We start from the raw sequence: 15,349 nt of genomic DNA, 5'->3' as shown, positions 1-15,349 counted from the left end.
GTACTGTTCGTATCATAGATAGCAGCGGTATCCTTCGTAGTCCCCCCTGGCTGCGTTTCGTTAATCCATCTGGTGGCTTCCATTGCCGCTTGCTCTTCAGTCATGGTCTCAAGGTTGTTCTGGTATGCCCCGTACCAAAGGGTGTTCTTGATGAATCCATCGATGAACTGGATAGGGGTCATTCCTGCTTCCCCAAGCTTCTTCACCTTCCTGCCCATTGGTGTCTTTGCCTCAAGCTGTGCAAAGGAGGAGAAGTCGATTGATACACTGTGTCCACGCATCTGAGGTGCTTTATCGTAGACATACCCACTCGTACCCTTGTAGTCGGTGGTCATGTGGGTAATTGCCTCAAACAGTCGCTTAGGCCCGAATTCCATAGCAATCAATCCAAGAGCAGGTATCTGCTTCGCCATCGTGAGAATGTTGAATCCTAGCCTTGCTACGACCATATTTGCCCTGATCCTGTTAATCATGGTGTCTGCATCATCATAGATGTATCGCTTGTTTGCCACCCGATTCAGGAAGTCCTGCAGTGCGGTAGCGTAGTCCTTCCCTGCATTCATGGCAATGAGGTTGTACATGTCCCCACCATTCTTGTGCATCAGCCAATTGGTCTGGTGGAAGAACTCTGCACCTGCTATGTAATGTTCCTGTCTGGATACCATCTTGTTCCAGATCGAAAGCGCATTGAGCTGGAGAGGATAGTCCCCTCCGGTTCTCTTGCGAGTCATGCTGTCCTCTGGATTTTCCTGCATGTTCAGGTACTGGTCTTCCATGAGGTCGCTGAAGGCAATGTGCTCACCGGTGCGTATGAGTGGGAAGTAATTGGCAATCTTCTCAAGGGACTTGTTGTTTATCTTGTAATAGACGTTAGCTACCTCGTTGTACCTGCCTCCCATGTCATTCATCAGCCAGTCACCAAACTTTTTATGCTCGTCAGTAAGGCTGTTTATAACAGTCTCCACGTCATTCCTGATGATATTTCCATCCTTGTCACGCTCTATGACAAGCTTGTTCCCATCGGGGGAGGTGAGCTTTTCCATTGCGTCCGGTTGCTTGGAGTAGATGTAGATACCGATTGCCTCTTCAAGGGTGAAGTCCCTCTTTACAGCTTTCTCTTTCCCTCTCTTGTTTGTTTCCGTATCAACATCAATGGAGACGTGCTTCATCAGGAGGCTGTCCTGATCAATTTTCAGATCCTTCATTACCTGCTTGGCTGCTTGGTATCGATTATATTCCCCACGCTTCTCATCATCCAAGACACCCTCGATTCCTCTATGGAATACGCCATTACCGTCATAGCCACCAAAGATGTATGGCTTGAGGGTCTTCTGTGCAGGGTCTAGCTTGTCCATGAGACGATTCATCGTAATGAAGTTGCGCTCAAAGAAGCTCAATGCCTTGTTGCCTTCCTTGTCTGCCTTGCCCTTCAGCTTCTCTTGTGCCATGAATTCCCTGAAATCATCGATATTCTTGAAGCTCTTGTTGTTGTTTGTTGCAAGGTAGTCATTGGCAAGCTTGAAGGTATCACGCTTGAGAGCTTCATTCCTCATTGTTCTCTCGTACTTTGCTTCACTTCTTACGTCTGCAACAGCATTCCTGAGAGCAACAAGAGTGCGGATATCCATTCCCTTTGCAGGGTTCTGTGCATACACTCTATCGTCAATGAACTCAAAGAAGGGCTGGAGCTGGTAGGGAATATCCCTTATTCCAATCTTCCGTGCCTCAAATTCAGCAGATAACTCCTCACCAGTGGAAGCGTAGAGAATCTCAACAGTCTTGTTCAGCCTGTCCATGATTTCTGAATCATTGGAATTGCTTTTGCTGGAGGCAATATTCTTGATGGTCTTGTTTGTCCTCTCGATGATTTGCTTGAGCTTCATGGCATTTATGTACTTTTCCCTGGTCTTCAATTTCCTCTCGGTCATGCGTCCATGTTCGTAATTCTTCTTGTTGGTTTTCTGGAGGTTGTGATACTTGTCCTCAAGCTTACCCACGTTCTTCTCAACAGCCTCAAGCTCGCCTGTTTTGTTCACAAGAGCATCAGAGGTTTCCTGCAGTTCAGCTTCAGTTCCCATAAGGTCTGCCTCAAGCTGGGATATCTGCTCCCTGGTTGTATTTACGAGGGTTTCCACCACGTCACCGGTAGCAAGGTTCTTGCGGATCATTTCCTTTACAACAGGGTCGGTGTCCTTTGCCTCAAGGAGTTTGCGAAGTTCTTCGTTGCCGAACGCCTCCACCTCAATGCCTTCATCAAGGTATGTCCCCTCCACGGTCTTTTCGTAGGAGAGTTGAGGTAACATACCCTTGTGCTTGTAAAAGTCCCTACGGTAGCGTCTGAGGTCATTACGGATTGCCTTTCGTGCCTCTTTGTACCGGTATTCCGTATCCTTGCCTTCAGCAACAGCTACATCAAGGGAATAAAATTCTGTGGGAAGGTCGTTATGGATTGACCCCATGTCAATATTCTTCAGTAATGTCCTTACAACCTCAAGGAGATATTCCCTGTCTGCAAGCTTCCTGCTGAACTTCCTGTCTGCCTTTTTTGCCCCTTCAAAACGTGATTGCCAAATAAGCCTCTCCACAAAGCGTTCGGGGTTGCGAACCTCATCTTTCATTGCAGTGAAGGTTTCTTCGCTCTGGTTTTCCTCAAGGACTTTCAAGACTGCTTCTGCTGTTACTTCCTGTTCCCCACTAAGCCCATCCTCAACGGTCTTCAATGCCCTCTGGAATGTCTTGAACAGGGTTGGGTCTTGGAGCATTATACGGCGGAATTGGATTTCCCAATCAACATCAGGGTCTCCCTCCAATGCCTTGAGGGTGGAATCAGGTACGTAGTAATGGTTCTCCAGTGACCTTTTTGTTGTATCAAGGTCTACATCACGACTGATGGAAGCCAAGACCTGATCTGATTCATATTCTTGCTTGTTGACGATTTGGTTTGTGCCTTGTATGTTTTGCTCAGAGGCCGATGTCGTTATGTCTGGTACGCTCCTTAGTAGGGTGTGCGCATTATCGACCGGCCTCGTTCTTATGCTCGCCTCAATCCAATACCCACGATTTGAAATCTTTGCAAGTGTCTCCACCACCTCACTTGGTTCTCCAAACAGGTCAAGCTGCAGTTGTGGTGCTTTGGTTGCCTCTACGGTAGGCTCCTGCTCTGCCTTACTCTCTTGCTCTAACTTGAAGTCAAGGAGTCTGTCAAAGGCTATCCTTGTTTCCCTGTCGAGTTGTGGGCTAATCAATCCAAGGAAGTCACGTATTGCCTGTCCAATCTCCTTGAAGATTGTCCCTAAACTACTGTCCCTGATTTTTCCATCGATGAAGTACTGCTCAAGGTCTTTAGCAAAGGCTTCCTGAAAGTGTGTGCCGATTGAACCACCGTCCTGCTCAAGCTGGCTTGCATATACATTGAGGAATGGTGCGAATTGTTCGGTATCCTTGATTACGTTGACAAGGACATGCCCCATTTCGTGGACAACGGTGGTTGGGGTGAATCCCTTTGCAAGCCCAATCTGATGTTTGTTCCCCTTCCTGTATGTGAGTCCGTTCAGCAGGGGCTTTGCATTCCCAATCTGCACCTCTGCGCTTGCAATGCCCTCCTGTGAGTTGAGGAAGTCAGACTCCTGCTCCATCGAGAGTGCAATAAATGGCTGTGCATTGAAGTTTTCATTGAAGAATGTGTTCACGTCCGTCTTGGCTACCTTGGAGGCGACAAAGGCAAAATACGTGGAGGGAATGGAGAGCTTGTAAGCCTCCTCCTCAGTCATGTTCGGTGCCTGTTGCTTGATGGTGTCATGTATCTGTGGGAGGATGGTCTTGTTGAGGAAGTCCATCTCTTCCGGTTTGGCACCTTTCCTCTGGAGCGTCCTGTTGTAATGGGTGTACTGTTTCTTTACGACCTGCTCAGGCTCTACTGTCTCCTGCTTGTCAAGGCTCATTTCCTCCTCGTTAAGCAGGGCTTCCTCTTCATACAATTCGCTCTCTGTAGGCTCTGGCTCGGCTTCCTGTGTAGTTTCCTCATTCTCGTCAAGAACTGCCTCTGTAGGCTCAGGAGTGGAGGGTACAGGCTCACTCTGGACTGCTTCCTTGACACCCTCTTCGGTGCGGAGAATGAGGGAATGGGTTATCCCGTCCTCTTCCCTGTCAATGATGATTTCATTCTCGTTCTCATGATAGCCGACAACAGACTTCTGGTTGAGTGCATAGTCCCTTGCCTTCTTTTGCATGGTCTCTGTATCCCCGAATACAACCACACCATTTTTCTCTACTGCATTATTTGCCCTTGCAAACGACCTTGCAGACTGGACTGACTCCTTGGTGAACTCGGAGGAGGTTTCAGCGACCTCTACATTGAGTGCCTTTGCTCCCTTTTTCTTGAGACCGGCTACCAGCCCTGCATGGGCCTCGTCCAGTGGTTTGAACAGGTCTCCTATCTGGATAACCTTGATAGGTTCACTGGCCTTCTTTACGTCCGTCTCCTTGACTCCACTTGGAACTTTAATCGTATCGATGGAGACAGCAGCGGAATTCTCGTTGAACTCTGAGAACCGGTTTGCATTGCGCTTGAGTGCTGTATCGCTTGCATTGTATTCCTGAATCGTGGAAACAGTAGCGGAGGGTAGGCCGGTAAGGATCATTCCCTTTGCGGTGGATACTGCGGTCTGGGCCATAGCCTTAATGATGTCTTGCTTGCTGTGTCCCTCGAACAGTGTGCCCTCTGTCTCATTGCTGTGCTTCATGATGTAATTGGAGGAGGCCATGCCGATAAGCTCTTCAATCGCTTCCTCTGCCGCTTCCCCTGCAATGCCCTTCCCAAGGTAATCTGTTGCAATACGCTGTCCCCATTTCTTGACAGCACCGCTTTTCACCAATTCCTTTGTGGCCTGTTTGCTGAATATTTTACCGGCTAGCTTGTTGGCAATTCCCCCTGTGACCTTCTCGAAACCATCAGTGACCAGATTCAATGCCCCGACCCCTGCCATAGTCAGAGACCATGCAGAGAGAATGTATTCATCGCTGAGTCTGTTTCCTTCCTCGTCCTTGACCTGAAACAAGTCCTTGGCAACCGAACCGGCTTCCATCATGCCTGAGTAGATTGAGCTACCTGTCTTTGCCGCAAGGAGGCTTGCTCCACCGGTGACGGTAGAGAGCGCACCACCTGCAATGTACATGCCCATCGTGGGTATCATGGAAGGGACAATCCTGCCTGACTCAACAAGCAGGTCTGTGAACAGGCTCATGTCCTTGAAGTCATTGCGGTAGGGAAGCTTCTGGGAATTCATTTCCTCAATTGCCTCATGGATTTTCTGCTTGTATGCCTCTGAATCAACACCACTGCGCTGTGCCTCAAGCATGGCCTTGCTGAACGTCATGGATACATCAAGGTCACTCTTCTGTGCCTTCATGGTATTGACGAACTCGGTCATGAAGTTCTGCGTATCCAGCTCATAACCGGTGAAATTCTTGATGATCTTCTGCGAGTTGCGCATTGCCTCTTTCTTGTTGATATTGGGGAATGCGTCAGATATGATGTTGGAAACAGAATAGGCCGCCTCTGCGCTTCTGGGGTCTGGATGGTTGCTGTACACGTTATGTATCTGCTCTTCCATCTCAAGCCATTTCTTCTCATCATACTGAATAGTAAAATTGAACATCGTTTCCTCCGGTTATCAGTGAATCGCTGGTACAAGTGTATAGGTGATGAAGTTGCTTAGTGGCGTTGTCTGTATCGTCCCATCCTCCTTGGCCTTGTTCAGGGCGTCCCTGTCCACCTTGTATTCAATGCCTGAGTAGTATTTACCTGCATTTCCTGTGAGGGATTCGATATCCTCAGCCTTTGCATTCAACGATGAGACGTAGGCTTCTCCCTTCTTCCCAAGAAGGCTTGCTTTTCTTGTAATGAGACCATCAAGGTAGTTCTCGACCTTGTCCACATCTACATCATCACCACTGAAGAGGTAGTCTCTTGCGTACTTATCACCGATTCCATATTGATCCATGACAAAGGTATCCTTGATTCCTTCCTCAAGGCTTGCCTTGCTCTTCTCATGCACTGAAGCCTCAGAGGAAAGTGTCTTGGTGCTGTTCTCGTGCGCATAGACAAATCCACGGTTCCCTTTCTTTTTTCCGTCATTGTAGAAGAACCTTTCTCCACCTATCTCAACACCCATCTGATTGTTCATGACAAATGGGGTGATAGTCCCTTCAGGGTCAAGTTGCTTGATTATCTCAGGGTCGATCTCACTCTTCGCAAGGTTGTACACATCGAGCGTCCACTTGGAGACCAGGGAAGCTTGTTCCCACTGTGCCCTTGCCATCGTAGGTAGTTCATTGAGGAAGATTTCAAAGTTCTTCTCAAAATCCTCATCATCCAAGGGAGGTGGTTCAAAGCCCATAGCCCTAGCCACATCATATGCAATCTCGTTGCCTATTTCCTCGTCTGAGCTTCCATTCCTCTTCTTGGTAAGCCACATTCCAAACTTGCTGCTTTCGGAGCCAAAACCTGCATCGGGATTGCTTGGATCACTCAAGAGGTTTGTGATTACCTTGGGGTCATACCGGTTCAACTGACCACTTGCAAAGTCCGTATAAGCGGCCTTGCTTGCTGTCTCCCTCCCGAATACATTCGTGTACATGACTGTAGAATCGTTCTGGAGAATCTCCATAGTCTTGTCTGCATACTTGGTGTATTCTGCATCGAGTAGCTCATTGTACACACGCTCTGCCACAACATTTGGGTCAACGAATGCTCCGTTTGCATTGTTTAGGGCATACTGGTACTCATCAAGGAATGCCGCCTTGAAATTCTGCACGACCTTGTCTGTGAGAAGACTGCTAGCCGGTACTTTCTTCCCATCCTTGTCATAACCAAAACCTGCCTTCTCCTCTGTGTACTTGGAGAAGATCTTCATAGCTTCCTGAACCTGCTTGTATTCCGGTGACTTGTAGACCGAAACGTCCTCGTTGATTGCGGCAAGGTATGTCTTTTCTGTTATCTCCCCATTCACCAATTTCTCATAAGCAAGAGCATCATACTCCTTGTCATCGAGTGAGAATTTCATAAGGTTGAGATTACTTACTGCGTCTGGATCATCGTACCGTGCCCCAATCTTGCTTGCCTCAAGGAGATTGTCGTGTATCCTGTCAGCAGATTTCTTGATGGTTTCATCCAGAGAGGAGGCGGTACTGCTTCCCCCATAACTCCTGCCGGAGGGGAGGTTGCCGGAAATCATTTTCCCTTTTGCCTCGTCAATAAGCTGTTGAGCATACTCCTTCCTGCCTATTGGGTTTTCCTCTTCGTGTTCCTTGGCCCACTGGAGGGTGTTCTGGAATGAGGTGTCGGGGATAGAGAATCCAAGTTCCTTGATTGACTCATCACTGAGTCCACGCTCTACAAGCTCAAGATACATCTGGTTGTCCGTATACTGGTCAACATAGGCAATGTGCTGGTTGATAACCTCTGCGTCCTTCATCTGAAGGTATGTTGCATCATCAGCAAAATCGAGTGGGTCGAGACCGACTTCCCTCATTCTCTGGTCGGTCATACCAGGCATGATAGTGTCCTGCTCTGAGAGATAGGGCCTGAACACCTTGTCCTCAAATGTTGCATCGGATTGTGCCTTCTTGATGAGGTGTTCGTTGTTTATCTCGTTGTACAATTCCTTGTAGTCAGTCTCGGTTAAATTCGATTTTTGCTCTCTTAAATGGGAAATCATGTCACTTTTGTCAATATTCCCATTGCTAAACTCGCCAATCATCGTTCTAACAGATTTGTAAGCCTTCTCATTTGAATGTTCTTCACCGGAGAATCCCTGAGCCTCCTCTCCATCTAGGCTTAGGTGTTTCTGGTAGTTCGCCTCGGCTGTATCCATCATCTGCTTGTACAGGGGGTCTTCCTTGGTGATCCCATAGGTATCAAGGATGGACTTGGCCTGTTCGCTCGTCATTGAATCATCGTAGTTCAGTGAGTTGAACATCTTGAGTGCGTTATCCTTTGCATGGACTTCTGCCTGGTTCTTCCATGAGGTGAAGAATTCAGGGTTCTCTTCCAAGGAAAGTCCATACTTCTCTGCAACTCTCTCAATACCGGACTGACTCAGGCTTCCCCTGTAGGCCATTGCCCCAAGCTCGTTGTTTGCCTCTGCAATACTCTCGGACATGTGTTCATTCTGGCTTGCAAAATACCTGTCTCCCTCTGCAATCAAGGCTTGTTTCTGCTCATAAGACAAATCAAGACTGTTTATTGCAGCGTCCATTTCCTTCTTGGTCTTGTATCCACCAGTACTCACCTTTGCGAGGGCATTGTCAAAAATATAGTATGTAGTCTGGAAGCTGTTTCCGGACTTCTCAAAATCCTTCATTTCTTGGATCACGTTTGCTTCAGACAATGACTGCTTCTTGAGTGTCAGAAGCTCTTCCTGTGAGAAGTTGGCACTGATATCGACAAGCTTCTGGTTCTGCTCCTCACTGCGTTCCCCTCCAAGCGCATAGAGTCTCTTGAAGTCCCTCTGCATCTGGATACGCTCGTTGTTACGTGCAATGGTCAGATCGGCTTCCTTCTGTGCCATGAGGAATTTGGCATGGACAGGATTATCCTTCAGTGCCTTGTCGTAGACGGAATTGACGTCCTCGGTGAAATAAAGGTTGTTTGAATTGGTCGCCTGTGCAGTCTTGAGTTCCTGCATTGGGTTTTTGATGTTATTGGTGTAGAAGTCAGTGGCTTCCTTTGTCTTCTGGGCAACCAGTGAATCCCACATCTTCCCTGCCTGGGAAACAAGCTCATTTTTCTTGGTCTCGGAAAGCGGTTCCCCCCCATAGGTTTCATTCTCAAGACCTGCCTTGTATTCCTTCATGAAAGTGGAGAAGTCCCAATTATTCACGTTCTTGTCGGAGAATGTTGCATTGAATACCGTAACAAGGTCATTGTTCGGCATGGTTTCCCTGAGTTCATTGGTGTATTTGTTGATTGTGTCCTGCTGCAGCTTCTCATTAAAAGGGTGGAGCTTCTTGGCATAATATTCGATTGCCATGACAGACAGGTCAAACCTGCTTGCCCCATTGTTGTATGCTTCCTGTATCTCTCTGGAGAAGACCATGCTTTCGCCTTCATCTTCAGTCTCACCACCTCCAATCCTTGAGTCTCCGGCACTGACAAAGCCATCGGAAAGGGTAGGCTCTTCTTCCACTTGCTTTCCTGTATAGCCTTTCTCGTAAATGATGCCGCCACTCTGGAGATATTTTACAATGTCCGGTGATTGGGGAATGCCCTTGAGCTTGTTGGTGTTGTGTGTCTGTGTTGCCGCAACCTCGTCCTGTTTCTTCTGTCCATTCCACGCACTGATTTTTCTGGACTTCCGTGTCTCCAAGCCCTTCTTGAATTGCTTCTTTACAGTAGGCCACATCTTTGACTCGGCAGTGACGGATTCCCCATACTCGGCATACAGGGTATTGATACGCTCTTCCCATTCTTCAGGGTCTGTATCGGCATAAATCGCCGCTTCCTTTTCGGAAAGGTAAACCTCTGCCTCGTTATTCAGCTCCTCAAGCTTGTCCTGCATTGAGTTCTGTACAAGGGTCTGCCCTACAGAGAGGGTGGTGTTTGCTATCGTGGAAACAGTGTTACGCCTTGCGTCTGCCTCGATGTTGAATTTCTGTGCCTCAAACTGTGCCTTATTGATACCGGTATATGCCATTCATCTGCTCCTTACACATCATCATCGTCAAACTGGACAAACGACTCATCGATCCTGCTGTCCTCATTCCCTGCATTCTCTTCGAAATACTCATAGTCCTTCTTGTGGGATTGCATGGAAGCTGCCATATCGTCCTGCTCTGCCTCATAGTTTGCATAGCTCTTCAGGGCTTCCTCTGCGGCTTGCTGAGCAGAAATGTCTGCCTGTCTCCTGAGTTTCTCCGCTGACTGGGAAGCTGTCATCTGGTTGCTCTGCATCTGGAGCGTGGTGGACTTGTTCTGCATTGCAATCTGGTTCTGGAGGGATTCTTCTGCAAGCCTGTTGACCTGCTCCTGCATCTGCTGTGCGTTATCCCCCGTCCCTGCGTCACTACGTATACCACTGACATTCTGTGAGGCTACAGCGGCTCCCTGTGCTTGCTCAGCCTGTATGGACTGTTGCATCATCCCAAGAGCGTTTTGCTGTCCCTGCATACCGGCAAGCGTACCTGTCTGTGTGTTTGACAAGACTGAGTTCTCGATTGCCTGGCTTGCATCTGCATCATAGGCTTGCAGTTGTTTTGCAAATGCTGTATCCCCTTGGGAAAGGCCACTTATGAGGGTTGCGGTATCAGCACCGCTACGGAGTTTATCAAGGAAGTTGTTCCCATACGTGGTGGAGATATTGGTATCGAAGAGATCGGCCTTTGATTGCCTCTGCCTTGCAAGCTCATTGTACTGGCGTATTGAGTTGTTGGCATTCTCTGCGGCACTGATGCGATTACTCTTCTCTGCGTCTTTCTTGTTCCACCAGTTAATTCCTGCACTTATCGCACCACTGAGCAAGGCTGCACCTATTGCTACCATCAGTTCACCTCCACTTCATAAGTCATGGCAAGCAGGGTAAGTGGGTCTCCTTCCACTGACTCGACAATTACTTTCAATTCCTTCCTTGCACCACCGGAAATGGGGATTCTGTAGTCACTGTTGCCTACCGGCCCTCTTGTCTTCTGCATGTACTTGTCCTCAACTCCTGTCCTGATCCTTCCAGAATCAAGGCAACGCACCCATACTTCCTTGGCCTTCTTGGACTTGCCGATGGTGGAACCACTCTCGGTATTGAAATCAAACCGGTTGCCTACCATCTTGGAGGTGTACTCAAGGTCTCCCTGCAAGGCTTCCCCTGCTCGGTCAAGGAACACTTCCTGTTCGGTGAAGTCAAAGCGTTCGATGTAATAGGATTCCCCTCTCTTCACCACTGCATAGAGCTGTTGTCCGTAGGTATCCTCATAGGTGGCAATGCTCACAAACGTTCCCTGTGTATCCCATCTTGACCATCCCTGCGTCCCATTCATCTTGTCGTAGGACAGGACAGCAAGCGTTCCGTCATTGAGCAGACAGACAACAATAGGCTCAGGATTGTTCATGGTAATCAACTGTCTCACCCCTGCAGAAAGGATATGGTCAGCGGTGTAGGTAAGGTCGTTTGCTACCGTCCCATTCTGCGAGTAGGTAATCTCCCTGAGCTTATGTCCTCTCTGTATGAAGAAAACTCCGTTGCTCAAGGTCTGTGGCTGTATGGGGAGACTCCCATAAGCGGATTGCATCGAAGCTCCCTGCTTGGTCGGGTCAATATCATAGGGACACATCCACTCGTTTGCCTCTGTGCCGATGAAGATATTGTCCATGCCGGAAATCCACTTGATGGTGTCATTCCGTCCACTGGCAAGCTCAAGCTCCATACCGCACTTTGCGTTGATCACTTCCTCAGTGTCCGTGGTTGTCTCAAGGAATGCTGCAGAGTTGGAGAAGTCAATGACTGTCTCACCCTCGTCATTGGTGGTGTAGGGCCAATCCTCGGTATCCTTGATTACCTCTGTCTCGACTGTGACCATGTCATAGGTAGTGAAAACGTGGTGGTTGTTTGAACCTCCGTAAGGTGGCCTTGATACCCAGATGGTATAGGGATTGAGAAGCGTTGAGGCCAACCAGAGGCGGTTCTGGCAGATACCCACAACAGAGGGATAGTTCCCCTGCGATTCACCAAGATTCTCACCCATGTCGTTTGTCGGGACAAAAGGAGTGAGGCTGAAAGATGAGGCAGAGTAAATCAATACTTGTGGCTGATGATCCTTGTGAACGAAATACAGCCTGTCATAGTACTGTGCATACTGGACTTCCCAAGCATCGGCAAGGGAATAGGGAGAGGCAAGGAAATCATCACCAGAGGGCAGGAACACCACCGGAAGGAAATCAGACCCAACCCACCTCAATATGCGTATTTTCAATGCGGAAAGCTCGATAATGAAGGATTCCCCACTACTGAGCGTAAAGGGAATGATCCTGCAGTTTCCAGTGGTTGTTACGTGCTTCAAGGGAGGTCGTCTGGTGATTCCACCCTGTGGCATCGGCCTGAAGTTGCTAAGTCTCTCACAACCCTGTGCATACATGGCAAGGTCGAAGCGACCACCAAGCTTCGGGGAAATCTCACCGAATATCCAGTTGTTCACAAGATTGTTCATCAGAGTTCCCCTTTCACGATTGCGTCCCTGATTGCTTCCTGTGTAACGTAAATCTCACCATCCCAATAAGCATCTGCATTATAGTTCTCAGCCCTGTCATTGCTTCTGGTTTCGCTCTCGATGATGGAAGATAGGGTGAGCTGGTACATCTGTGCAGCAATGCTCTGCGCCTGTCCGTCAGGGTCAAGCATCGGGGCAATGTGCAGTGCAAGCTGATAGGCCACCAGTGCAAGGAAATCATCCGGATATGGATAAGTACCATTTTCGTCAACAGAGAGCGTCATGGGAATATATTCAAGCTCTGGGTCAAGTATTTTGCACCATAGCTTACCGAACCTGTAGGCATAGGAGTTGTTCTTGCTTGCATTGAGCTGTATGGCCCTTCCGAAGTCTTCTGGGACATCGTAACCGTACAGGTATCCATTCCAAGTCATGGGATTGCCTACAACATCTAGCGAATATTCTGTGAGTTGTGTCCGTTTGACAAGGAAAGGGAATTCCCATGCCTTCATGCAGAAAGAGACAACCTTCTTGTAGTTGAGGTCAAGCAGGGTCAGTTCCTTACTTGGTGTCTCAAGGTCGTCAATGTGCAGGTCAAGAAGGGACAATGCGAGATTATAAAGGGTGAGTCTATCCATGAGTCCCTCAATCAATCAGTAAAACCGTGGGCAGGAGGAAGCCCACGGAATATATATCTAAACCTCTACCTCCGAGGTTGCTTTCTTTTTCTTCGCTCTTGCCTTGGGCTTCTGAGGAGGCTCTTCAGTTGGCTCAGGAGCTTTTGCAGGAACGAATGAGATTCCCCTGTATTCCGTACCCTTGGGAAGCAGGAGAACATCCCCTGGGTTGTACAATCGTCCCCCCTTGAAAACAGGGGAGACACAAATGTACTTGTCGTGCAGGGCTTCTATCAAAGCGGCCTTACCAAAGCAAGGATTTTCCCTGCGGTGAATACCTCACCACCTACAGTAGCCTTGAGCCTCATATAGCGTCCGGCCTGTGCAGGAATGGTGAACCTGCGAATCAATTCATCCTTCACAATCTCAGCCTCAGCGACAGAGAAGGCAACCTCGTCTTTCCAAGTCTCAGCGTCAGCACTGGACTGCAGTACAAACGCAATGCTTGCTCCCTTGGCGGCAGAGAGTGCGGTTTCCCATCCGATTACCTCAAGGGTATTCTCTTCGGGGAAATGCTGATTCTCAGCCTCGTAGTCCAGCGTCCCTGCGTTTGCCTCAACAGCATCCACAGCCTGTCCGACATAAGCGGCGGTATCCACCGCAAATGCCGCATTGGTCAGGTCAATCGGTTCACGACCAAAGGTTCTTTTCTTTTCGTACAACATTCAGTACCTCCTTATGCTGCACCGCCATCGACGACATCTTCACCGGCATCGAGCATGGAGTCACACTGACGGATGATGAAGCGATCAAACCGAACGTCCCCAATGGCGTTGGTCGGAATGGCGTTTTCGTAGGTGACAGGCTGAACCAGACCGGCATAGTAGTCGTTCAATCCAGCAAGTACCGAACCAGGTGCATAAATGCGGACTCGGCTCTTGAATTCCTTGGGAAGCAAGGTGAATGCCTTGAACAGGCTTTTCTTGAGCTTCGGCATGGAAGTGGAGAGAGCAGCGTCACTGGTATCGATGTTTGCGATACGCAAGGCCGCAAAGCGGTTCATGAGCGAAAGGCCGGTGGACATGAGGAACTGGGTGTCTCTCTGGAAGAACTTCTCCCCATTCTCCTCAATTACCTGCCACTGGCCCTTGGTAATCTGGATACCCTTGTTCGCTGCATAGCGAGGAGTGAGCATGTTGGTTGCCCCTGCACCCCATACAATCATGAAGATGGAGGACATTTCCTCGTCAGTGGTTCCACCGTTGTCCAAGGTGATGAACTGGGGCTTTGCCTTGATGTTCTTCTGGTCTTGTGCCTCGGTGATGTGGTTGAACCTTGGAGCAAGTCCCTTGAACTGACCAGGCTGGGAACCACCATAGATGAGACAGGACTCAACATCGAGGGACATTGCAGTGACGTGGTCTCTCTCGTCCTCTTCGTAGACCTTCTCCGGATTGGGAGCGATCATGCCTTCTTTCTGACGTGCAGTAGCCCAAGACTCAATCATGCCAAGTTCATCCTTGAACAATTCCTTGTGTCCCTTGCTGGACTTACCGCCTTGGTCAATGGCAACCCACTGGTTGGTAGGCAAGCTGGTCTTTCTCAAGCCCTGATTTTCGAGCATTCCGGTTGCCTCGGTGAAGGAAGCATCGGAAAGCATGGTAGTGGAGCGAGTAATCTCGTCAACCACATTGGTGATATCGGGAGAACCAAGACCCTTGGTCAGCTCCGCTAAAGTCTGATATTCGTAAGCCATGTGTTATTTCCTCTTACATTTGCCACGGATAGATTTCGTTTTCCCTGCTCAGGAAACCACCCGACTGTTTTTGTTTTCCAACGGAAGACCTGTTGGGTGGGGTATGCTCACTGATGTTCTCCCCGATTTCGGCAAGCAACTGTGCAACGAACGGATTGTTGTGCGCACCGGTCATTTTCAGTCCCTTGTCAATCTCCGAATCCTTGGGAACCATCTTGTCGTAGGCCCTCTGCATTGCCGCAACCTTGCCGTCATACTCATCGCCCCACTCTTCCTTGAGGGCTTTCTCACACATCTCTTTGCCCTTCGTCTGGAAGGCTTCGATGTTTCCGTTCTGGTAATCGACCAGAGCGTTGTAGATCGGTTCTGCTTGCTCCTGCGGAAGGTTCAATGACTTTAGTGTTTCCGTCAGCTTCTTTGAGAGAGTTCCATCAGCATCTGCTGCTTCCACAAAACTCTTCGTGAACTTGTAGTCAATCTCAGGAGGAGTCTCCTGCGATCCCTCTCCACCTTCCTTGGTTTTTGGTTCGCTTCCATCCAAAAGGCCCTTCAATGCCTCCCCCAAGCTGGAATACTTGGAAAGGTTCTCGTTGCCTTTCAATTCGTCAGGGAGCTGTGCCATCCACTTCTGGGTAGTGGGTTGCTGTGTTTCAGGGGTAGCATTGGTCTGCTCACCATTGGGATTCAAACCCTCTGTACTGGTAGGGTTCTCTCCTGCAGGAGTCTGAACGTTCTGCTGGTCTCCATCACCTGGCATGTATTTCTCCAATCGACCTACAAG

The 15,349-nt window shown here is 48.9% G+C and carries 9 protein-coding genes; all 9 read right to left on the bottom strand.

The genetic code is table 11. The features are described 5' to 3' along the window. Nucleotides 1–5,657: hypothetical protein (locus JF818_RS00590; protein ID WP_198890061.1), on the bottom strand; the 5,657-nt coding region annotated here is incomplete at its 3' end. Between the two features lie 15 nt (nucleotides 5,658–5,672). Then, the gene (locus JF818_RS00585) at nucleotides 5,673–9,695 is read right to left on the bottom strand and encodes a hypothetical protein (RefSeq protein ID WP_198890060.1); all 4,023 of its coding nucleotides are present in this window, start codon (nucleotides 9,693–9,695) and stop codon (nucleotides 5,673–5,675) included. A gap of 11 nt (nucleotides 9,696–9,706) precedes the next feature. Further along, entirely contained in the window at nucleotides 9,707–10,540 is an 834-nt protein-coding gene (locus JF818_RS00580; RefSeq protein ID WP_198890059.1) for a hypothetical protein, read from the bottom strand. Further along, nucleotides 10,540–12,195, bottom strand: a complete 1,656-nt coding sequence (locus JF818_RS00575) for a hypothetical protein (protein ID WP_198890058.1) — start codon at nucleotides 12,193–12,195, stop codon at nucleotides 10,540–10,542. Before JF818_RS00575 ends, JF818_RS00580 begins: the two co-directional genes overlap by 1 nt. Then, complete coding sequence (locus JF818_RS00570; RefSeq protein ID WP_198890057.1) at nucleotides 12,195–12,833, bottom strand: hypothetical protein; 639 nt, start codon at nucleotides 12,831–12,833, stop codon at nucleotides 12,195–12,197. The genes JF818_RS00575 and JF818_RS00570 overlap by 1 nt, the downstream gene beginning before the upstream one ends. A gap of 57 nt (nucleotides 12,834–12,890) precedes the next feature. Continuing rightward, entirely contained in the window at nucleotides 12,891–13,109 is a 219-nt protein-coding gene (locus JF818_RS00565; RefSeq protein ID WP_198890056.1) for a hypothetical protein, read from the bottom strand. Beyond that, nucleotides 13,106–13,537 carry a Bbp16 family capsid cement protein gene (locus JF818_RS00560; RefSeq protein ID WP_198890055.1) on the bottom strand — a complete coding sequence of 144 codons (432 nt, stop codon included), beginning with the start codon at nucleotides 13,535–13,537 and terminating at the stop codon, nucleotides 13,106–13,108. Before JF818_RS00560 ends, JF818_RS00565 begins: the two co-directional genes overlap by 4 nt. A gap of 11 nt (nucleotides 13,538–13,548) precedes the next feature. Then, a complete protein-coding gene (locus tag JF818_RS00555) occupies nucleotides 13,549–14,568 on the bottom strand; it encodes a major capsid protein (RefSeq protein ID WP_198890054.1) in 1,020 nt (339 codons plus the stop codon). Nucleotides 14,569–14,581: 13 nt separating this feature from the next. Continuing rightward, nucleotides 14,582–15,349: hypothetical protein (locus JF818_RS00550; protein ID WP_233065271.1), on the bottom strand; the 768-nt coding region annotated here is incomplete at its 5' end.

It is taken from the genome of Sphaerochaeta sp. S2 (assembly GCF_016406725.1).
Classification (GTDB): domain Bacteria; phylum Spirochaetota; class Spirochaetia; order Sphaerochaetales; family Sphaerochaetaceae; genus Sphaerochaeta.
The sequence above is the reverse complement of the archived record's forward strand: the minus strand, read 5'-3'. Positions and strand labels throughout refer to the sequence as shown.